This is a genomic window from Limnohabitans sp. MMS-10A-192, assembly GCF_003063335.1.
Classification (GTDB): Bacteria; Pseudomonadota; Gammaproteobacteria; order Burkholderiales; family Burkholderiaceae_C; genus Limnohabitans_A.
Map to the genome: position 1 here is coordinate 117,692 of NZ_NERX01000008.1, position 24,780 is coordinate 142,471.

Annotated in this window: 2 protein-coding genes; one reads left to right on the top strand and one right to left on the bottom strand. The window is 57.8% G+C overall.

Annotation, left to right across the window (positions count from 1 at the left end):
• Nucleotides 1–4: 4 nt before the first annotated feature.
• Nucleotides 5–1,741 (bottom strand): type I secretion system permease/ATPase, encoded by a 1,737-nt coding sequence (locus B9Z43_RS15140; protein ID WP_108326790.1) that lies wholly within the window; start codon nucleotides 1,739–1,741, stop codon nucleotides 5–7.
• Nucleotides 1,742–2,310: 569 nt separating this feature from the next.
• On the opposite strand from B9Z43_RS15140, the gene B9Z43_RS15145 reads away from it, so the two are divergent.
• Nucleotides 2,311–24,756 carry a cadherin domain-containing protein gene (locus tag B9Z43_RS15145; protein ID WP_108326791.1) on the top strand — a complete coding sequence of 7,482 codons (22,446 nt, stop codon included), beginning with the start codon at nucleotides 2,311–2,313 and terminating at the stop codon, nucleotides 24,754–24,756.
• The last annotated feature ends 24 nt before the right edge of the window (nucleotides 24,757–24,780 follow it).

A 24,780-nucleotide genomic window follows, 5' to 3' on the forward strand; every position in this document is an offset into this window, starting at 1 on the left:
ATCTTCATTGACCCTCTTGAGGCGCGGCTGGTGCTGCGCTGGCCTGTGCTTGTTGCTGTGCTTTGGCCATGGCTTCCATGACCTGTTGCGTCGGGCCGAAAGCCTGCATCTGACCGTCACGGATGAACGCCAGCTTGGTGCTCAATGCCAGCACATTGGCGCGGTGCGAAATCAGCACCACCGTGCGTTTGTTTTCACGCAACCATTGCAAAGTTCGGCCCAAGGCGATGTCGCCGGCTTCGTCCAGATTCGAGTTCGGTTCGTCCAGCACAATCACAGGCGGTTGGCCATACAGGGCCCGAGCCAAGCCAATGCGCTGGCGTTGACCTGCCGAAAGACTGGCGCCATCGTCAGTCAACTCGGTGTCGTAACCTTTGGGGAAGCGCAAAATCATCTCGTGCACACCCGCCTGCTGTGCTGCCGCAATCACCTGTGTCGGATCGGTTTGGCCAAAGCGAGCGATGTTCTCGCCCACGGTGCCTGCGAACAACTCAATGTCTTGCGGCAGATAGCCCAAGTAGGGGCCCAACAAATCCTTGTTCCACTGATGTATGTCGGCGCCATCCAAACGCACCTTGCCTAACTGAGGAGCCCACACGCCCACCAGTAGGCGTGCCAATGTGGACTTGCCCGAACCGCTGGGGCCAATCACCGCCAGCACATCGCCAGGCTCTAGGGCCATCGATACATTGTTCAGAACCGCCTGGCGTGTGCCGGGTGGGCCTGCAGTGACAGATTCCACGGACACTTTGCCCAGCGGTGCGGGCAATGGCATGCCAGTTTCTCTGGGAGGGTTGGCATCCAGCAAAGCCACCAGGCGTTCGCTCGCACTGCGCACGCCCGACCACTGTCGCCATACATTGATCAGCAATTCCACGGGCCCGAGCACTTTGCCCATCAAGATGGAGCCGGCAATCATCATGCCCGGACTCATCTCGCCAATGATGACCAAGTAGGCCCCCAAACCCAAGACCAGCGATTGCACTGACAAACGAACGAACCGGGTGGTCGCGCTGATCGTTCCCAGCTTTTCACTGACCTCTGCGTGCTGGTTCAAAAACTTCTCGTGCACCGCGTACCAGCGTGCGCGCAAACTGGGCAGCATGCCCATTGCCTCGATCACCTCGGCATTGCGCAAGGTGTTGGTGGCCATGTTGCTGGACTGCACCTGCAGTTTGCTGGTCTCGCTCAATGGCGTGTGCGATACACGTTCGTTGATCACTGCCAAAACCACCAACACGGCTGCACCACACAGAGCGAATACACCCACCCATACGTCAAAAATGAACAAGACGACCAGGTAGATCGGGAACCATGGCACATCCATGAAGGCAAACAGGCCGTTGCCCGTGACGAATTGCCGGATGGTGGCCAGATCGTTGAGTGACTGGCCCGCAGGTGATCCGACCTTTTTCAGGTTTTGCTCAAACGCAGCGGTATAGATCCGTTTGTTCAGTTCCAGATCAATCTTTGATCCGATCCGGATCACCATCAGGCTGCGCACGTACTCCAGAGCGCTGATGAATATAAAAAAGAACAGCATCAGCAAAGTCAGCATCAACAAAGTCATTTGATTGCCGCTGGGCAAGGCTCTGTCGTAAACCTGCAACATGTAAATCGACGGCGTCAGCATCAGCAAATTGATCACCATGCTGAAGACCACCACTGTGCGCAACACACCTTTTTGGGCTTTGAGTGCCTCGCCTATCTCGCCCTTGCGAAGCTTTTCAAACACTGTCATTGGATCCTCATTTTCGAAACATCATTCGTTGAAATCAAAATACTTTTATTTTGTTAATTTAGTATTTAAATTTGTTTAAATGGTAATTTGATGATTGATTTTTACTGCTTTCGTTAAAATTTAATCATAAATGTGTAAATTCATTCCGTTAATTCTAGATCAAAATTGTCAAAGTGTGGCATAAATTCGCAAAAATAATGTAAAGTGTTATTGTCGCTTGAAGTATTAAACATGCTAATATGATATGGATAACGTTAAAGAAGAGAAAAATGTTTAATCATTTGAGCACAGGAAACGGTATGCCCATTCGATCGTCAGGACGTCCTTTGGACGCTTCGTTTGCCTTGCCCGTACGCGGGCGAGGGGGCTCTTTGCCCCGACAGATCAGGGCAAGCCATCCCTGTGCCGTAGATCTGATGGGTCAGTCATTTGGTATGCAGAGTTTCTCGATCAAGTCCGGCAGCGCTTCTGCCCCAAGGTTGTCTGTGGCTAATGCCACTGCGTTGCAACAAAGCAACGCGGCAGCCCACACAACCCCCTTCCAGTTTTAAGAGTCCAGGAGAGTTCTCATGTCCGCAGTTAACACACAAATTCTGTTTATCGATAGCCGCGTTGCCAACATTGACAGCCTTCTGGCGCAAGTTGATCCCGGCTATGAAGTTGTCATGCTCAACAGTGAGGAGGCTGGCCTGACACAGATCGCCAATGCTCTGCAGGGCCGGACTGGCGTTGATGTGCTGCATGTGCTGTCGCACGGTGGATCGGGGTATCTTTCGCTCGGCAATGGCGCGTTGAATATTGATCGTTTGGGTTTTAGTTACAACTTGGATGCGCTGACCACCATTGCAAATGCATTGAGTGCGGATGCAGACATCTTGCTTTACGGTTGTGACGTTGCAGCAGGTGATGCTGGTCGTGCGTTCATCGATGCGCTGGCGATTGCCACAGGCGCTGATGTTGCCGCTTCTTCAGACGTAACGGGTGCAAGTTACCTTGGCGGGGATTGGGTGTTGGAGGCTGCAAGCGGTGAAATCAACACAACCAGCATGGAGTTTCAAGGCTATGAGCAGACGCTGGGCGCGTCAGTGAGTTATAGCTTCAGTGGCGCCAGCGGTAGCTACAGCAGAGACGCCATCATGACCGCCACAGGCGTGACATACAAATCCGGTGGCACGCTCAAGGTTACAGGCTATGACGTTGACTTCGATCAAGGTGAGCGCGACGCGCTTTACATCAGCTACAACAACGGCGGTTCATGGACGGCGCTGATCAACACTTACGGTGACAAATACTTGCGTGGTTACAACAACCAGAGTTTTGTCACCACATACAACATTCCTAATTTTGAGTTCATGCAGGGCACCACCCTGCTGCTCAAAGTTGATGGCGAAGTCAATGGCTGGTTGTTCAGCACGTCCGCCACTACACTTTCCGTTTTCACCAATATAAAGCCCAATGCAGCCAGCAATAGCGTGAGCTTAGACGAGGATGGTCGCTACACATTCAGCTCAGGCTTGTTTGGATTCAACGATTCAGATAACGATGGTTTCGTCAAGCTCAGAATAACCAGTTTGCCCGACTCTGGCACTCTGACCCTTAACGGGTCAAATGTCTCTTCGGGCCAAGAGATTGCAGCGGGCAGCCTGTCAGGTCTGCGCTACACCCCGGTAGCAAATTACTATGGACAGACCAGTTTTGGCTTCCAAGTGTTTGACGGCTACGAGTGGAGCGCCAACGCCTACACCATGACTGCAGTCGTGAACTCGGTCAACGACGCCCCCAGCCTGTCCAACAGCGTGGTGCTGATGCCCATGACCGAAGACCAGGTGAGCAATCCCGGTGTGACGCTGATCGGCCGTCTTGGAAGCTACTTCAATGACATTGAGAGCGGCGCGGGCAACATGGCGGGTGTGGTCATCACCGGCACCGATGCTGACCCGAGCACCGAAGGCACTTGGGAATACTACGCAGGTGGTGCTTGGCACGCCATTGATACAGCCGCTGTCAGCGCCACCAATGCGCTGGCTTTGTCGTACAGCACCCTGATCCGCTTCAACCCGGTGGCTGACTACAACGGCACCCCGTCCGCACTGAAACTGCTGGCCACCGACGGCAGCTTCAATACGCTTTTATACGCCACAGGTGCGCCTGCGGGTGGCAATTACGTCAACACACTGACCGCTGCAGCCACCGCTGGCATCAGCGCAGTGGAGCGCACCGTCGGCATCATCGTGCTGCCCACCAACGATGCGCCCGAGTTCAGCCCCAGTGAGACCATCACTGGTGGCGTGCAAGACACCTATGTCCGCGATACCGCGGGCACCCTGGTGCTCTCTACAGGAACCGGCTCTGCAGTTTCCGGCCAGACCCTCAGGGGTACTGTTGTGGCCACCGATGCCGAATCGTCTGCAAGCCAGCTCGAATACTCCATTCGCGGCGGCTTGGAAACCTCGGCCAACATGTGGCAGCTTCAAGGCCTGTACGGCCTGCTCACCTTCAATGCCAGCACCAAAACCTGGGTCTACACCCCCAACCGGCTGGAGGCGATCAACGCCCTGCCCGAAGGCGCCTCGGTCAATGACCGCTTCGACCTCAAAGTGGTTGATCCGGATGGTGCCGGAGCGCTGCGTGCGCTGGACATCACCATCACCGGCACCAACGATGTGCCGCGTTTGAATGCCGCCATCGAGAATCCCGCCACCTTCAACGGTGCCGGCGAATGGTCTTTCCAGATCCCGGCCAACACCTTCGTGGATGCTGAAGGTCTGGGCCTGAGCTACGACGCTAAACTTGAAAATGGTGATCCATTGCCGTTATGGCTCGATTTCAATCCTCTGACGCGCACCTTCAGTGGCAACCCCACGGCCTCGGAGCAGTCGAGCACGCTGAACGTGCGCGTTTACGCGCAAGACACCGGAGTCAACTCCCAAGCGCTGATTGACGTGGCAAACGATGCAGCTGCAGACGCCGCGCAGACCTTCAGCATCCAGATCGGTTCCATCACGGTCACGGTACCTTCTGTCGACGTGGCTGCTGCCACCACGGGTGTGGGCTTAGCGCAGGCCATTGAGGCCGCCATTCAGGCCACACCGGGCCTGAGCACCGTGACCGTCAGCTACGCCAACGGTGTTCTGACCATCACCGACCCTGACAAGCGCGAAATCACCAACGCCAGCTTGTCAAATGGCGCCACCCAAATCGACGCGTCCATCCAGTACATCAATGCGACCATTTCGGATGTGTTCACGCTGACGTTGGGCAACAACCTCAACGATGCACCCACAGGCGGTGTCAGCATCACGGGCACACTGGCCCAGAACAGCACACTGACGGCGGATGCGTCTTCACTGCTCGATGCCGATGGTCTGGGTGCTTTGACCTACACCTGGTATGCGAATGGCGTGCAGGTGCAAGCCGGCAGCGGTGCTGGCAGCGACGAACTGGCGCTGACACAGTCCCACGTGGGCAAGTCCATTTCGGTCAAGGTGAGCTACCAGGATCAAGGCGGTGCCAACGAAGCTGTGTTCAGCACGCAGACCGCGCGCGTGGCCAACGTCAACGATGCACCTGCCCTGACCGGGACACAAGCCACTTTGGCAGACGGGGTCGAAGACCGAACCTACATCGTCAGAACCAAAGATCTGGTGGCTGGATTCACAGACGCAGATGGCGACACGTTGAGCGTTACCGGCTTGACCAAGACCATCAACAGCAACGTGACGCCAGTCACAGCCAACGCCGACGGCACTTATTCCATCACATTGCCTGCCAACTTCAATGGCACGGTGACACTGAACTACAGCGTCACAGACGGCACTGCCACGACCACAGGTGCATCAAGAACCTTCACGGTGGACCCGGTCAACGACGCGCCTACAGGTTCGGCCTCGGCCACACTGCCCGACGCGCAGAAAAACGTGGCTTACACGGTCACCAAAGCCCAGCTGCTGCAAGGCTTCAGCGATGTGGATGGTGATGCGCTGAGCATTCAATCTCTGCGTGCCAACGAGTTTGCCGTGGTCACGGCGAACGGCAACGACACGTGGACCATCACCCCGGCCACAAACGATACGGGTCTTGTCACGTTGTCTTATGACGTGATCGATGGAAATGGTGGTCGCGTCTCGGCGACACAGACCTACACCATCAAAAATTCGACGGCGCTCAACTTCACACCGTTGTTCAACGCGGATGTGGTCTGGGGCGATGACGATGCCGCAGCCGTAACACCGACGGCCAATTTCGATGACAACTATGCATTTGTCAGCGAGTCTGTGGCGACCTCGGAGGGGAATCCGGGTGACGGTCTTCCTGATGATGGTGTTTTTGCGGCAGACAGTACCCATCCCTATGTTGATCTTGCGAACTTCAATGAGGCCGGCAATAACGCTTGGAGAGTGACCGGCCAAGGCGTGTCCGTAGACGGTGTGCAGACCTCTGGGGCATCCTTGAATACTGCGACCATCAACATTGTGAATGGGCAGTACAGCGAGGTTCATTTGTTCGCGTCAGCAGGGGGGGCAGGCGTTGGCAGTAACGCCACCTTTGAAGTCACGCTGACTTACACGGATGCCAGTACCGAAACATCTGATTTGCTTTCGGTGCCTGATTGGTACGACAACGATCTGCTGCCGACCAATGTTTATCGTTTGATTGACGAGATGGATCGTGCGGCCATCCCCAGTGGTTGGATGGGGCAGTACGATTATGACGCTGTCAACGACCCCGCCATCTTTGGTTTCAAAGTCGTTGCGGATTCGAGCAAGACACTCGCATCCGTAACCATTTCGGTTGTTGAGAACCAGACCACCGCCTTCGCATTTTTCGGCGGTACAGCGGTCAGCACAGACACTGCAACAGCGGTCAACTTGGACATGCCCGTGGCAACGCTTGGCACAGCCAACGCCGCTGAGGGGCAAACCATCACGGTGGACTTGTCCACCCTCGTGACAGATCCGGACACGCCGCTGGCAAATTTGACGTTCAGCGGCGCTGGTGTTTCGGGCAATACGCTGATTTTCACCGCTCCGATGGATGCCAACAAGTCCGGCACCGAGGTGGTCACCCGGTCCTACACGGTGACCGATGGCAACACCACGATCACGGGTTATGTCGACATCACTGTCGACTATGGCAACACGCCTCCCGCTTCCACAGACACCACCACCACCGCAGCCCGTGGTCAGGCCATCGTCTTGTCCCTGTCTGATTTCGGCGATTTCACCGATGCCGAAAACGGACCGTTCAACTACGTGATCATCACGGCGTTGCCGAGCAGTGGTACGTTGACACTCAACAATGGCAGCATCGATGTTGACATGGCAGGCCTGACGTTTGCCAACGACATGCAGGCCACCTACCCGGGAACCAACCCTTTGCCCAACGGGGTGCTGGGTTACTGGATTCCGACGGCCGACATCGTGGCCGGCAAGCTCAAGTACACGGCTGACGCCAATGAAACGAACACGGCCATTACCGGGCTGCAGTTCTACGTCGAAGAAAACCCGATTTCGACCAGCCCTAACACGGTGACCTTCCAGTTGTCCAATGCTGCTCCCGCGCTGACGGATGCCACGCTGGCGGCAGCAGACCTGTCTGGCACGGAAGACACCACCCAGACCATCAGTACAGCCGATCTGACCCAGGGCTACACCGATGCCGATGGCAACACCCTGTCGGTCACCAACATCAGTGCCAGCAGTGGCACCATCGTTGATGATGGTGTGGGTGGCTTCACCTATGTTCCGGCGCTCAATGACAACGGGCCTGTGACACTGACTTACGACATCGTGGACGGTGTCAATGGCGTGGTCTCGGGTGTCACCCGGACCCTGAACATCGCGGCAGTAAATGACCCGGTCAGCGTTGATGCCCCCCTGGCCAACATGACCGGCACGCCTGGTGCACCGCTTAACATCGATATCGACCTTCTGTCGCCCTTCTACGACCCGGATGCCGGCGACACCCTGACCTACAGCGCCACGGCCAATGACCAGCCCTTGTCCTTCTATGGCCTGAGCATTGACCCCACTACCGGCGTCATTTCGGGCAACGCGCCGGGCAGTGAGCCCTACCTCAACTTTGTCATTACCGGCACGGACGCAGTGGGCACCTCGGCCACTTCCTCATTCACGCTGGACCTCTCGGGGGGCAGCAGCTCGACACCGAACCAGCAATACGGTCTGACCGCTAACAACCCCGGTGCAGTGACCTACACCGGTACCCCCACCCAGGGCCATGACCTGATCGCTCAGTTGCCGACCGATATTGACGGCATGACGGCGGTATTGGCCACTAGCGTGACCGTGACGCAGCAAGGCGATGCATTGGCATCGCCTGCCCCGCTGTCCGAAATCGTCAGCGTTGCCTTCGGCAACAAACCTGCCGGTGTCAAGAGCATGACGTTTGCCGGTGTGACGGTTGACCTCAGTGCCGCCAGCACGCCGCAGCAAGTCGCAGCCGCTGTGGTGACGGCGCTCAACGGCAACGCAACCTGGACGGCGGTCAACAACAACAACGGCAGCATCACGCTCACCAGTGTGACACCCGCCAATCAGGCCGACCTGCAAACATCGAGCTTTACCGGCGATGTGGGCGTGACCTACCAGTGGCAGAAAGCCCCTGTGGTCTCCGGCGCCCAGGTCGTGACTGTTGCTGTTACGACACTGCCCGGTGGTGCGCAAGGCGAAGAAGTGCTGGTCACGTTCAACGCCAGCAAGCCCAATGGTGTGTCCGGTGTGGCCTTTGACGGTGTGGGCATCGACCTGACCAACGCCAGCACTGCCGCAGAAATGGCTGCGGCAGTGACCAACGCCATCAATGCCAACCCCGCGATTGCCAACTGGACGGCCATTGACAACGGCAACGGCACCATCAAGCTGATCGCGGACACGATCGGCCATCGCGACGATCTGTCGACCGTCGCCGTCAACCTGGGCACAGACCCCGTGACGCTGCCCAGCTTTGTGCCGCTGGGCGCCTGGACCGACGTCGTTGGCACCGGTGGCTATGGCACCACGCAAACCCTGAACATCCTGCAGCAAAGCGAGTCGGAAAACTTTGTCCGTGTGCAGGCCTTCTACACAGACGCGGCTGGCGTGGCCGAAACTCCGATCTCGAATGTCAAGTTCGTGGCCGACGCCAACGACACCGGTACGGTCAGCATTTCTGGCACCGCTGCGCCCGGATACACCCTCACCGCGATTCTGGAAGACGCTGACGGCATCAGCTCGTCGAACCCGACTTACCAGTGGCAATCTTCCAGCTCTCCGACAGGCCCCTGGGGCAATATCAGCGGCGCCACATCGTCAACCTACACCGTGCAGACCACCGATGCGAACAAGTATCTGCGCGTGAACGTGGTCTCCTACACCGACAACGGTGGCTACACCCAGGCCAACACAGCCTCTGATGACGTGGGTCCGATCCAGCTGGGCAACGTGGCCCCGGTCGCGGTGGACGACACCGTCACGATCACCGAGCACTCGGGCGATCAAAACGGGACCATCGACACCGTTTCTCCGTACAGCGGTGACCTGCTGGCCAACGACAGCGATGCCAATGGCAACGGGACCATGAGCATCAACGAGGTGCGCTTTGGTGCCACTGTGGGCGCAGGTACGCTGGCCACAGACAATGGCACCACGCTCACCTACATCGGTACTTACGGCACGCTCACCGTGACTAAGTCCTCAGGTGAATACACCTACGAGCTCGACCAGGACAATGCAGATGTCCAGGCCCTGCTGCCCGGCCAGCAGCTGATTGAAGAGTTCAATTACCGCGTTGTAGACACCGGCGGTTTGACTGACCGCGGCGTGCTCACGATCTACATTGACGGCGAGAACGACCTGCCCACCGTGACTGGCGTCATTCCTGCGTCCATCACGGTCGACGAAGATGTTCCGGTGCTGCTCGACCTGAGCAATGCGGTGATTGACATCGTCGATGTCGATGGTCCTACTGTCACACTCAAGCTTGCCGTCACCAACGGCACTTTGCGAGTGGACACCAACAGCGGCGCGCTGACCGTCTCGGGGTATGACACCAATACACTGACCATCACGGCCAACAGCTCTACCGACCTGATGAACTGGCTGGCCGTCAACGACGTCTACTATGTGACGGGTGCCAACCAGAACCAGGCGGTGGGCAACTACGACACGCTGACCTACAGCACCAGCGATGATGGTGGCACCAACTACATCATTCAAGGCACGACAGACATTGTGGCCGATGCTGTCAACGACGCCCTGATCGTCGATGCAGGTGGTGGCTATGTGGTCGAAGGCAGCGCCACTGTCGCCGCCTTGGCCACTGCAGTGACGATCACGCAGCAAGGCGATGCGGCTGCACTGCCGGCCGTGCCTGAAATCGTCGATGTGACATTCTTGGCCAAGCCTGCCAACATCAACGTTCTGACCTTTGCCGGGCTAACTATTGACCTGACTGCTTCCACCACGGCTATGGAAGTGGCCACGGCGGTCGTGGCTGCGCTGGTTGGCAATGCCGACTGGACAGCTGTAAACAACAACAACGGCAGCATCACGCTCACCAGTGTTTTGGAGCAAAACGTTGCAGACCTGCAGCTGGCAGACTTCCAGGGCACCGTTAACGAAATTGTTGATATTTTGCTGTTGCCCGTACCCGCGACAGCTGCCAACCCTACACCTTTGACGTTCGATGGTTTCACGCTCGATCTTGAGCCTGGCATGACGATCCAGCAGATCGGGGCACTCTTCGAGAATGCCTCTTTCCCGAATTGGGTTGCATCGATCAATGATGATGGCACTCTCAGGCTGCTCGCCAAGAATCAAGGCGCACTTGATAACCTCAATGCCCTGAGCTTCACGAACAACGGTGTTGCATCCCCTTATGTGGTGACGTCTGCTGGAAACAACAACGTTGTCACCTTCAAACCACGTGGTGATGCCGTCGAAATTGCCCCAAAGCTGACAGTGACCGATGTGGACAGCGGAGACGTCAGCAGCGCCACTGTGACTTTAGTCACGGGTGTGCGTGACAACCAGTTCGGCACCATTTACGAGACGCTGTCCCTCTCCCAGGCTGGCCAGGATCTGGCCGACTTTCACGGCATTACCGTTTTGTCGCAGCCGTCGTCGAGTGGTTTCGTACTCACGCTCAATGCACCCGCGGGCGGTCTGTCATCGAGCATTTACGAGAGCCTCTTGCGTGAAGTGCTGTATGAAAACAGCAACCCCAATGCCTTCGCAGGTGACCGCACTGTTCAGATTTCGTTGAGCGACATCAACGGTCTGGCCTCGAACACGGCGTCTATCAGCACCACTGAGCCTGTTGCAGGGGTGCTGCCAGGCCAGCGCATCTTCATCAATGGCGCGGATACCGGCGCCGTGGTGACTGAAGTGCTGGACTCCATGCACTTTGTTGCCAGCCGCTCGCTGAGCTTGCAAGCGGGCCAGGACCTGGCCTTCTACGACACAGTCAATACCCCGCTGAGTGGCAACACGACAGCCACTGCAGTCGTGGCAGGGCCGGTGGTGTCTACGGTCACAGTGCGCGTGCCATGGACTCCTGTGGTTGACAACAGCGGGACCCTCAACACGCTCACCAACCCGATCGGTGACTTCGATGCCGTCGGCCGTCAATACACCATTTCGTACGTTGAACAGACTTCGGCTGTACGCATTGCTTTTGACGATGCCAGCATCACCGATCAGGGTGGCCTGATCCGCGAACTCAAAGTTGACCTCACCAACCCTGTAGACAACGAGTTGAACGGGCCGATCAAGGAATACCTGACGGCCCCCGATGCAGCTGCCACCGCCTACCTGCTGACCCGTGGCATTGTGGTCACTGGCAACGGCTCAGGCGTCAACAACCTGGATGAAGCCACCGTCATCACCTTCACGGCTGCCAACGGTGCAGACGCGACTTACTTCCAATACGGCTTGCGCCGTGTGGGCTACGTCAACAACGACGACGCCATGGACACCCGTCCGACACCTGACCGCACCATTGAGGTCAGTGCCATTGACGTGGACGGCAACACCAGCCTCAATGCCGATGGCACCCTGAGTGTGGCGGCCAAAACCATCATCAATCTCACGCCTGTCAACGATGCGCCCAATGCAGAAAACAGCCAGGTGACTGCGACGGAAGACACGGAGTTCACGTTCACGGCGCCTGACTTCGGCTTCAACGACAACACAGATGTGGGCACTGGCATCCCGGGCAACAGCCTGGCCGCGATCCGGATTGATACGTTGCCTACCCATGGTGTGCTGAAACTCGATGGTGTGGACGTTGAGGCTGGCGATGAGATTGCCGTTGCGAATATCGGCAATCTGACCTACACGCCGGATCCCGAAGACAACGATAACCTCAGCGCGGTGAGCTTCGAGTTCAGTGTCCAGGATGACGGAGACACCTTCAACAGCGGCCAGGACTGGAGTGCAGCTGGCGCCACCATGACCGTGAACATTACCCCGGTGAATGACGCACCGGTGAACACGGTGCCCGACACAACGGTGACAGCGCTGCCGACGGATGAGGACACGGGTCTGGACATCACGGGTCTGCAGATTGCTGACTTGGACGCTGATGAGGCTGGCGTAGCAACAGTGACGGTGACGTTGAGCGTGGACCATGGTGAGTTGTCAGTTGCTGGCACAGGTGGTGCTAGCGGTGTCACGGCCATTTACAGCAACAGCGACAGCACAGTTGAGTTGACGGGTTCGGTGGCGGACATCAACGCTGTGCTGGCGGCTACGGGTGCGGTGACGTACCTGGGCAATCAGGACTACAACGGCAGCGACACGCTGACGATGGTCACGGACGATGGTGGCAATACCGGTGCGGTTTACGTGGCCCTGTCGGACACCGACACGGTGGCCATCACGATCAACCCGATCAACGATGCGCCGGTGCTGGACACCAACACTGCCGTGGCTGTGGTGAGCACGATCGACGAAGATGTGGCGGATGCTGCCAACGTCGGCACGACGGTGGCCGCTCTGATTGGCGCTGGCTGGATCACGGACGTAGACCTCCCCGGCGCCGAACCGGAAGCCATGGCGATCACGGCGGTCGACAACACGAACGGCACCTGGCAGTACAAGCTCTCGGGTGGTTCGTGGGCAGACATCGATGTCACCAAACTGGACAATGACGAGGCATTGCTGCTCGGCAGAGCAGCGCTGGTGCGCTTCGTGCCGGAGGCCAACTACAACGGCACCGTGACACAGGGCCTGACTTTCCGCGCCTGGGACGAGACGGTGGGCGTCGAAGGCGATTATCTGGACGTGGCCTTGGGTGCCAATATCGGCGGCATCGAAACACTGTCGGCAGATACGGCGACTGCCGAAATCATCGTGAATGCGGTGAATGACGCACCGGTGAACACGGTGCCCGACACAACGGTGACAGCGCTGCCGACGGATGAGGACACGGGTCTGGACATCACGGGTCTGCAGATTGCTGACTTGGACGCTGATGAGGCTGGCGTAGCAACAGTGACGGTGACGTTGAGCGTGGACCATGGTGAGTTGTCAGTTGCTGGCACAGGTGGTGCTAGCGGTGTCACGGCCATTTACAGCAACAGCGACAGCACAGTTGAGTTGACGGGTTCGGTGGCGGACATCAACGCTGTGCTGGCGGCTACGGGTGCGGTGACGTACCTGGGCAATCAGGACTACAACGGCAGCGACACGCTGACGATGGTCACGGACGATGGTGGCAATACCGGTGCGGTTTACGTGGCCCTGTCGGACACCGACACGGTGGCCATCACGATCAACCCGATCAACGATGCGCCGGTGCTGGACACCAACACTGCCGTGGCTGTGGTGAGCACGATCGACGAAGATGTGGCGGATGCTGCCAACGTCGGCACGACGGTGGCCGCTCTGATTGGCGCTGGCTGGATCACGGACGTAGACCTCCCCGGCGCCGAACCGGAAGCCATGGCGATCACGGCGGTCGACAACACGAACGGCACCTGGCAGTACAAGCTCTCGGGTGGTTCGTGGGCAGACATCGATGTCACCAAACTGGACAATGACGAGGCATTGCTGCTCGGCAGAGCAGCGCTGGTGCGCTTCGTGCCGGAGGCCAACTACAACGGCACCGTGACACAGGGCCTGACTTTCCGCGCCTGGGACGAGACGGTGGGCGTCGAAGGCGATTATCTGGACGTGGCCTCGGGCGCCAATATCGGCGGCATCGAAACACTGTCGGCAGATACGGCGATTGCCGAAATCACAGTGAATGCTGTCAACGACGCACCGGTGAACACGGTGCCGGCTGACCAGACGGTGGACGAAGACACGGGTTTGGACATCACGGGTCTGCAGATTGCAGACCTGGACGCCGACGAGACGGTTGGAGCCACCGTGACAGTGACACTGAGTGTTCTCAACGGTGAGATCACGGTGGCGGGCACAGGCGGTGCTGTGACGGCGGCCAGCAACGGCTCGAGCTCTGTGGAGCTGACGGGTTCGGTGACGGACATCAATGCCGTTCTGGCGGCTGCGGGCGCGGTGACCTACCAGGGTAATCAGGACCACAACGGCAGCGACACGCTGACGATGGTCACGGACGATGGTGGCAATACCGGTGCGGTTTACGTGGCCCTGTCGGACACCGACACGGTGGCCATCACGATCAACCCGATCAACGATGCGCCGGTGGTGGACCTCAACGGTGGTGCGGGCGGTAACGACAACACATCTGGTGTGGCCTTCAATCCGCGAGGCACAGCTGTCGCCATCATTGATCCTCAGCTCACGGGCACTTTGCTCAGCGATGTGGACACGGGCGATGTGCTGACCGAAATGGTGGTCTCCATCAGCGAGGGTCTGCGTGACAACCTCAGCATCACCTACGAAACCCTCGATCTGGCTTCGGGTTATCAGTTGCCGGCCGGCATCACGGTTGTTGGCCTGGGCACCACGACACTGACTTTCAGCAGCACTGCTGGTGACAGCCATGCCAATTTCGAGGAAGTGCTGCGGGCCATCACTTACAACAACACGAACCCCAACGCGACTGCAGGCACACGCACCATCACGGTGTCTGTCACCGATCAGGGGGATCCTGCGGGCGAGGGCGCTGCCACGCCATTGACTGCTACGGCCACGACGGCAGTGCAAGTCAATTGGGGCGCAGTGGTCGACCTCAACGGTGCAGACCAGGCCGAACGTGACTTCTACGTCAATCCCTATACCGAAGAAACCGGTGCCGTGTTTGTCACGGATTCGGATGCACAGATCGTTGACCAGGATGGAAACATCCGTTCGGTCACTGTCACACTCGCCAACCCGCTTGACAATGTGGTGGACGCGCTGAATCCGCTGGTGACGCTCTACCAAGAGTACCTGACGATTTCCAGCATGGCGTCTGTGACGGCAGCGGGCATCAGCGTGACAGGCAACGGCACAGGCACGGACGGTTTGATCGATGCCACCGAGCTGACCTTTACCGCTTTGAATTTGGCCATCGGATATGTGGGCATTGATGCTGGTCAGGGACTAGACGGCACTTACTTCCAGCTTGCGACTCGTACGGTTCAGTACACCAACACTTCGCAAGACCCCGATCCAACCATGCGAGAGGTGGTGTTCACTTCGCGCGACATGGACACCACGTTTGACCCCGATGGCAACCCGGGTGTTTCCGCAACCACCTACATCAATGTCACGCCGGTCAATGACCTGCCGACCATTGCCGTGGGTGCCAATGACGGTGTGACTGGCGATCAGACAGAGGGCGTCAACGGTGACGGCCAGGCGCTGACTGCAACAGACACCATCACGGTCACCGATGTGGACTACACCCAGTCGCTTGACGCGTCTGTCCTGAGTGTGTCGACCACGGGCCCTGTGGGCAGTCTGCTCGAGGCCGACTTGTTGGCCATGATGGCGGTGTCCCCGACTAGCGTACTAACGGCTTCGGGCGCTGGCTCCAACAGGACCGCGGCTGTCACCTGGGCGTTCGACTCCGGTGCCGAGCCGTTCGACTACCTCAAGTCCACGGACACACTGACCTTGACATACACCGTTCGCGTCACGGACAGCGAATCGGGTACTGCAGACGAAACCGTCACGATCACACTGACCGGACAGAACGACGCACCTACCGTGCTGGATGTGCTGTCGACGTCTGCAGATGAAGGCGATGTCAGTTACGACGTGAATATGCTGGACGGTGCTTCCGACCTTGATCGCGATGAAACCGCCACGCTCAGCGTGGTCGCCAGCAGCCTAAGCTACACCATTGATGGTGGTGCATCGACTCCAGGTCTGCCCGCAGGTTTGGACATCATTACCGGAAACACGTTGAGCGTAGATTCGGAAGATGCGGCATTTGATGATCTGGCCACCGGCGAGCAACGTGTCATCGTGGTGTCTTACGACATTGAGGACGACACGGGTGCCACCGTTGCCCAGACCCTGACAGTCACACTGACAGGCACCAACGATGCTCCGGTGATTTCGGTCGCGACCAACGACAGTGACGTGGGTGGCGAGACCGAAACGGACGGGGCACTGCAGATCACCGGCACACTGACGGTGAACGATGTTGACTTCACCGACAACGTTACCACCACAGTAACCTCGGTGGTGACCAGTGGCATCACCACAGGTCTGGCTACATTGAGCGAAGCCAATCTGCTGGGCATGTTGAGCATCCAGTCCAACGACACCAATGCTGCCAATGCGGGCACTGCCAACAACCTGGATTGGGAGTTCGATTCAGCAGCCGTGACGGCGTTCGACTACTTGCAGGACGGCCAGAGGGTCACACTGACCTACACCGTCACCTCGACAGATGACGACACGGCAGAGGCGTTCGATACGCATACCATTGCGATCACGATCACGGGCACCAATGACGGCATTGTGGTCACGGGTACGCCGGTTCTGTCGGCAGATCTCGACGAGCTGGATGCGCCAGCTGTTGGGGCCGAATTGACGGCTTTTGGCACCATCGAGTTCACCGATCTGGATCTGGCCGATGAGCACGTGGTGACCACCTCGGTGCCGGTTGGCACCGTGGGTGGTGCGTTGACCAATGTAGAAATCGTGACCGACACCACGGGCACGGGCACTGGCGGTGAACTGCGTTGGGACTATGCGGTTTCTGCGGCCAGCGTGGAATACCTGGGTGTGGGCGATACGCAGGTGGATACGTTCGAGGTCACATTCTCTGATCAGAACGGCGATACGGAGACCCGACAAATCGTTGTGACCATCAACGGGACCAACGACGCGCCGACGATTACCGCTGCCCAGAGCGCAGGTGGAGTCACCGAACGCGCAGACGCAGCCCTTGACGAGCTCACCGCTACCCTGACCGACCAGGGCACCATCGAGTTTGCCGATGTGGACCTGACCGATACGCACACGGCCACCGTTGACACCGTGGTGCTGGACGACCAAGGCAATGAGGTTGCCCTGCCGATCGGTGCGTTGACCTTGGGCGCTGTTGATCCGATCAACAAGGAAGTGCAATGGACTTTCAGTGCGTTTGACAGCGAGCTGGACAACTTGAGTGAAGGTCAGACCCTGACTCAGGTCTACACCATCACCATCGACGATGGTGAAACAGGTGGTACGGTCACACAGGAGGTGACCATCACGTTGTACGGGACCAACGACCGTCCTGCGATCACCGTGACGGCTACCGGCGATGTGACCGAGGAAGACAGCACGGCCGACCTGACGGACAGCGGCGCAGTCTCGGTGGTGGACCCTGATGATCTGGACGTGCAGACCATCACCACCGAAGTGGTGTCCACTGCATGGGACGACGCGACGCTGTCTGCTTCATACACACTCAGTGCCGAGCAAGAGGCTGCACTGACAAGCGGTTTCACGGCCGACCAGACTGGCTGGAACTACCAGGTTGCCAACGATGACGTTCAGTTCCTGGGCGCCAACGAAACGGTGACCTTGACCTTCAGTGTCAGCACCCAGGACGATTCCGGTGCAACCAACGACACGGACACGCAAAACGTGATCATCACGGTCAATGGCGTCAACGATCGGCCCAGTGCCATCAGTGATTCCGGTGGCCTGGTCATCAATGAAGTCGTAGGTGCCGGCGCACTGAACCCGTCGTGGAGAACCATCACCACGCTGAGCGCGGTGGATGCCGACCAGAACGACAGCTTCACCTACGAGGTCGTGGGTGGCGCAGATGCTGCGTTCTTCCGCTTCAACCCGTCGAACGCAGCACAGCTGCAGCTGACCCCTGCAGCGCCTCTGGACACCGAGGTGCGCAGCAGCTACACGGTGACTGTGCGCGCAACCGACCAGCATGGTGAATCTGTTGATCGAACCCTGACGATCGTGATTGCTGATCGGGATGAGTTTGATGTGACACGTCCGACTTTCGACGTGAACAACACATTCGAGGGTTTGCTGCCCAACACCTTCCCTGAGGGTGAATATGGCATCACTCCGACCCAGACGGTCGGTACGCTGCTGGGCGTCAAGGCGGTAGCGGTCGATGCCGATGCCACGACCAACACGGTCAGTTATTCGCTGACTGGCAATGAACTTGGAACTGTGCCCTACAGTTCCGGTGAGTTCTACATCAATGCTTCGACGGGGGATATTTCGGTCATTGCGCCGATCGACTACGAAACCGGTGGTGATACCCGCACGGTGTATGTCAAGGCGACCTCTGCCGACGGCTCATCTGCCATTAGCGCATTGCGTTTGGTTGTGGTGAACGTCGACGAAGAAGCTCCGACATTCACCTCGGGTGATGTGGTGGCCAGTCAGGATGAAAACATTGCTGATGGCACAGAGGTGTATGACGCCGATGCGTTCGACACCGATTTCAATGCGCCCAATACGTCGAGCTCATTCACATACAGCCTGGACGGCACAGATGCAGGTGCCTTCAGCATCGACGCCAATGGTGTGGTCACCATCAACAGCAGCCCGAATTACGAAACGCAATCGAGCTACTCCTTCGAAGTTGTGGCCGAGGATGCTGCAGGCAACATCAGCAGAAAGTCGCTGACGCTGACGATCGACAACCTCAACGACAACCCGGTTGTGGGACCGGATGACACTGACACTGCTGCAGACGAGGTGGACGAGGACGCGTCGATTGGCGCGGTGGTGGGTGTGACAGCATTTGCCAGCGATGCCGATGCGGGCGGCCAGGCGATCACTTACAGCCTGAGCGATGATGCAGGTGGTTTGTTTGCGATTGACGAAAACACCGGTGTGGTGACCGTTTTGGGTGCGCTGGATTACGAGACAGCGCAGAGCCATGACATCACGGTGGTGGCTACCAGTGCTGACGGCTCGGTCGAGAGCGGCATGGTGACGATTGCTGTGGGCAACGTCAACGACAACATGCCGGTGGCAACACCGCCTGCTGCTGTGGATTTGGCAGAAGATGCTGCTGCGGGTGACATTGCTGGTGCTGTGGTCACGGCCACGGATGCGGACGGCACACTCAACGCGCTGACATTCAGCTTGGTGGGTGGACCGACCGACGGTTCAGACAATGATCTTTTCGAGATTGACCCCACGACCGGACAGATTAGCCTGACAACAGCAGGTGCCGCGTTCATCGACTTTGAGAGCACAGAGAGCTACACGCTGGATGTTGAGGTCACCGATGGCGCAAACACCAGCACTGCGGTTCAGGTGACGGTCAACCTGGTCAATGTGAATGACAACACGCCGGTGGCAACGCCTCCTGCTGCTGTGGATCTGGCGGAAGATGCTGCTGCGGGTGACATTGCCGGTGCTGTGGTCACGGCCACAGATGCGGATGGCACGCTCAATCCACTGACATTCAGCCTGGTGAATGCGCCAATAGATGGTTTGGGCAACGACCTGTTTGCGATCGATCCTGTCACGGGTCAGATCAGCCTGACGGATGAAGGTGCTGCAAGCATTGACTACGAAAGCGCCGACCAAAGCTACACGCTGGATGTAGAGGCGAGCGATGGTACCAATGCCAGTACCACCCAGGTGACGATCAATCTGACGGATGTGAATGACAACCCGGTGGTGGGTCCGGACGATGTGGATGCGGCGGCCGATGCAGTGGACGAAGATGCGGCTGTGGGGGCTGTGGTGGGAGTGACGGCGCTTGCCAGCGATGCTGATGCAGGCGGCCAGACGATCACCTACAGCTTGAGCAACAATCCGGGTGGTTTGTTTGCTATCAACGAAGAGACAGGCGTGGTGACTGTGGCGTTGGCTCTCGATTACGAGACGGCACAAAGCCATGAAATCACGGTGCTGGCGACAAGCGCAGATGGCTCGAGTGAGAGCGGCACGGTGACGATTGCTGTGGGCAACGTCAACGACAACATGCCGGTGGCAACACCGCCTGCTGCTGTGGATTTGGCAGAAGATGCTGCTGCGGGTGATATTGCTGGTGCTGTGGTCACGGCCACGGATGCGGACGGCACACTCAACGCGCTGACATTCAGCTTGGTGGGTGGACCGACCGACGGTTCAGACAATGATCTTTTCGAGATTGACCCCACGACCGGACAGATTAGCCTGACAACAGCAGGTGCCGCGTTCATCGACTTTGAGAGCACAGAGAGCTACACGCTGGATGTTGAGGTCACCGATGGCGCAAACACCAGCACTGCGGTTCAGGTGACGGTCAACTTGGTCAATGTGAATGACAACACGCCGGTGGCAACGCCTCCTGCTGCCGTGGATCTGGCAGAAGATGCTGCTGCGGGTGACATTGCCGGTGCTGTGGTCACGGCCACGGATGAGGATGGCACGCTCAATCCACTGACATTCAGCCTGGTGAATGCGCCAACAGATGGTTTGGGCAACGACCTGTTTGCGATCGATCCTGTCACGGGTCAGATCAGTCTGACGGCTGAAGGTGCTGCAAGCATTGACTACGAAAGCGCCGACCAAAGCTACACGCTGGATGTAGAGGCGAGCGATGGTACCAATGCCAGTACCACCCAGGTGACGATCAATCTGACGGATGTGAATGACAACCCGGTGGTGGGTCCGGACGATGTGGATGCGGCGGCCGATGCAGTGGACGAAGATGCGGCTGTGGGGGCTGTGGTGGGAGTGACGGCGCTTGCCAGCGATGCTGATGCAGGCGGCCAGACGATCACCTACAGCTTGAGCAACAATCCGGGTGGTTTGTTTGCTATCAACGAAGAGACAGGCGTGGTGACTGTGGCGTTGGCTCTCGATTACGAGACGGCACAAAGCCATGAAATCACGGTGCTGGCGACAAGCGCAGATGGCTCGAGTGAGAGCGGCACGGTGACGATTGCTGTGGGCAACGTGAACGACAATGACGTGATGGGACCGCATGATACGGATGTTTCAGACAACAACGTGAACGAGAACGTTGAAGTAGGAACGGTGGTGAGCGGCTTGGCGATAACCGCAAGCGATCTCGATGAGGGTGGACAGACAATCACTTACAGCCTCACCAATGATGCGGGTGGCAAGTTTGCAATTGACTCTCAAACCGGTGTGGTGACCGTCGCAGGTGCTTTGAACTATGAAGCGGAAGAGGGTCCGAGCTACACAATTACGGTTGAAGCGCTCAGTGCAGATGGTTCTGTCAATCTAGAGGACTTCACGATTGGCGTAAACAACATGGATGACCAGCCAACAGGCGAAGTCATCATCAACGGCGCCCCTGTACAAGGGCGTGAGTTGACGGTTACCCACGCGACTTTGGCAGACGAAGATGGCATCAACACTGGTCGTGGCTATTACTACCAGTGGTTTGCTGGCACTGAGCCGATTGCCGCTGCCAACGGCGCCACACTGACCTTGGGTCAGGAGCAAGTGGGTAAGCTCATCAGTGTGGTGGTTCGTTATACCGATAACTTGGGTAACACCAATTCACTGAGCAGTCTGCAGACGACACGTAACGGCTCGGACACTGTGCCGTCATTGGTCAGCAACGTGAATGATGCGCCCACAGGCTTGCCTGTTATTTCGGGTGCGTTGGTGCAAGGTCAAACCTTGACCGCATCGGTTGGAACCTTGGCGGATCTGGATGGTCTGGGTGAACTGAGTTATGCATGGTTTGCTGGTAGCGACGCCATTTCTGGTGCAACTGGCAACACCTTTGTGCTGACACAAGACCAAGTGGGTAAATCCATCACTGTTCGGGCTAGCTATACCGATCAACTGGGTGCACCAGAGCAAATGATCTCCGCGCAGTCGGTGGCCGTGTCCAACGTCAATGATTTGCCAGCAGGTGAAGTGACGATCAGTGGCACGGTGACCCAAGGCCAGACATTGACAGCAGCCAACAACTTGGTTGATGTCGATGGCATGGGTACAGTGACTTACCAGTGGCTTGCCAATGGTCAATCGATCACGGGTGCAACCAGCAGCACTTTGACGCTGGGTCAAGACCAAGTGGGCAAGGCCATCACCGTGCGCGCTGCGTACACCGACTTGCGGGGCACTAATGAAGCAGTGACTTCGACAGGTACGGCTGCCGTGGCCAACGTGAACGACGTCCCAACGGGCGCCATCACGATCAGTGGCACACCGACTCAGAACCAGACACTGACAGTGATCAACACACTGGCTGATGTGGACGGTCTGGGTGAGATGAGCTACCAGTGGAAAGCCAACGGCGAAGCCATCAGTGGACAGACAGGCGCCACACTGGTGTTGGGCCAAGCGCAGGTGGGCAAAGCCATCACGGTGACGGCTTCGTACGCAGATGGTCAGAGCACACCGGAAACTGTGACCTCGACGGCCACGGCATCGGTGGCCAACGTGAACGACGTCCCTACAGGCACGGTCACGATCACAGGTACGGCAACACAAGGCCAGACGCTGACAGCGGCCAACACGCTGGCCGATGTGGACGGTCTGGGTGAGATCAGCTACCAGTGGAAAGCCAACGGCGAAGCCATCAGCGGACAGACGGGCGCCACACTGGTGCTGGGTCAAACCCTGGTGGGCAAAGCCATCACGGTGACGGCTTCGTACACGGATGGCCAGACCACAGCGGAGGCGGTGACTTCAAACGCCACCACATCTGTTTTGAACGTGAACGACGTCCCAACAGGCGCTGTGACGATCACGGGTACGGCAACTCAAGGCCAAACACTGACGGCAGCGAACACGCTGGCAGACGTGGACGGGATGGGTGTGGTGAGCTACCAGTGGAAAGCCGATGGTGAGGCCATCAGCGGACAGACTGGCAGCACACTGGTGCTCGGCCAAACTCTGGTGGGTAAAGCCATCACGGTGACGGCTTCGTACACAGACGGTCAGAGCACAGCAGAGGCGGTGACCTCGAATGCCACTGCATCTGTTTTGAACGTGAACGACGTCCCAACGGGCGCCATCACGATCAGCGGCACACCGACACAGAACCAGACGCTGACAGTGATCAACACACTGGCCGATGTGGATGGTCTGGGTGCGATGAGCTACCAGTGGAAAGCCAACGGCGAAGCCATCAGCGGACAGACAGGCGCCACACTGGTGTTGGGTCAAGCGCAGGTGGGCAAAGCCATCACGGTGACGGCTTCGTACGCAGATGGTCAGAGCACACCGGAAACTGTGACCTCGACGGCTACGGCTTCCGTGGGCAACGTGAACGATGCTCCCACAGGCGCGGTCACGATCACCGGCAAGGCGACATTGGGTCAAACGTTGACGGCAACAAGCACGCTGGCCGACAGCGACGGTCTGGGTGTACTGAGCTACCAGTGGAAAGCCAATGGTGAAGCCATCAGCGGACAGACGGGCACCACACTGGAGCTGGGTCAAGCGCAGGTGGGTAAAGCCATCACGGTGACGGCCTCATACACAGACGGTTACATCACCGCAGAATCTGCGACATCGATCGCTACGGCCGCAGTGGATACCGTCACCATCGCCAAGCTGACCGCTTTTGACCGTGTCACGGCCATGAACAGTCTGGTGGGTGCAGCAGGCACTGGCACCGCGATCTATGGCATTGAGGCGCACGACCAGCAAGGCACCAATTTGGCCTTCAGCCTGGCAGGTGCTGTCAACGTGTCGGGTAAAACCATCAACGACTATCTGCAACTGGTAGAAGACGATGCCAACAACAAGGCAACTGTTTACCTGCGCAGTGGTGTATCTCTGCAGTCACTGATCAATGCTTTGGGAGGATTGGACTTCAGCATTACGGTGCAAGATGGTGGCCTCACAGTGATCGACCCATTGACCAGTGTGTCGATTGGTGGCCCTGGAAGTGACATTCTTTATGTTGCCAGCAACAATACGGCGCCTGTTCTAAGTTCGTCGTCGAATGGTGACTTGATCGACAACAGTGGCGTGGTCTACCAAGCCACTGCAACCGACACCACTGGCTATGGCATGTTCAACTACAGCTTGTCTGGTGCCGATGCTGCATTCTTCGACATCGATGCCACGACAGGTGCTGTCACTGTTAAATCAGGCTTGACCGATCTGCAAACGGCAGATTTCTTGACTCGCAGCAGCTACAACATCGATGTTGTTGTCAAGGATGGCGTTTTGGGTGGGCAACAAAGTACTACCCAGTCCGTCACCTTGAACCGTCCAGAGGTCGATAAAGTCGGCGGGCTGACGGTTGTGGCAACCGAAGCCAATCACACCACCAACAACAACAATGCTGTGGTGGACGTGACCAACACTGCTGTGGCACCCAATCAGCTGGCAGCAGGTATGGATCTTCCATATGGCAAGTCACTGATCACGGCGACCCAAGAAGTTGACCAAGGACTTGTGCCTACCAACATCAGTCTGTATGTGGACAAAAACGCTGGCGTTAACGGTTTCTGGACAACCATCAACGGTTCGTTGGTGAACCTGGCTACGGCTGAATTTGGCGGCAGCATGACTGAAGTGGGTTCGCAACTGCGCATCGACTTGAAGATTGATGACGCATTTGATCTGGCACACAGCAGCAACTTTGTCGACAACGGCGTCGTCACCCTCAATGGCGCCGCCGCCAAGATCGACTTGGGCGCTTTGGGTGCTAACCCATTGCAGGCCAATGACCTGTTCTGGTCTTGATCACTAGACAGATAAAGGAATCAA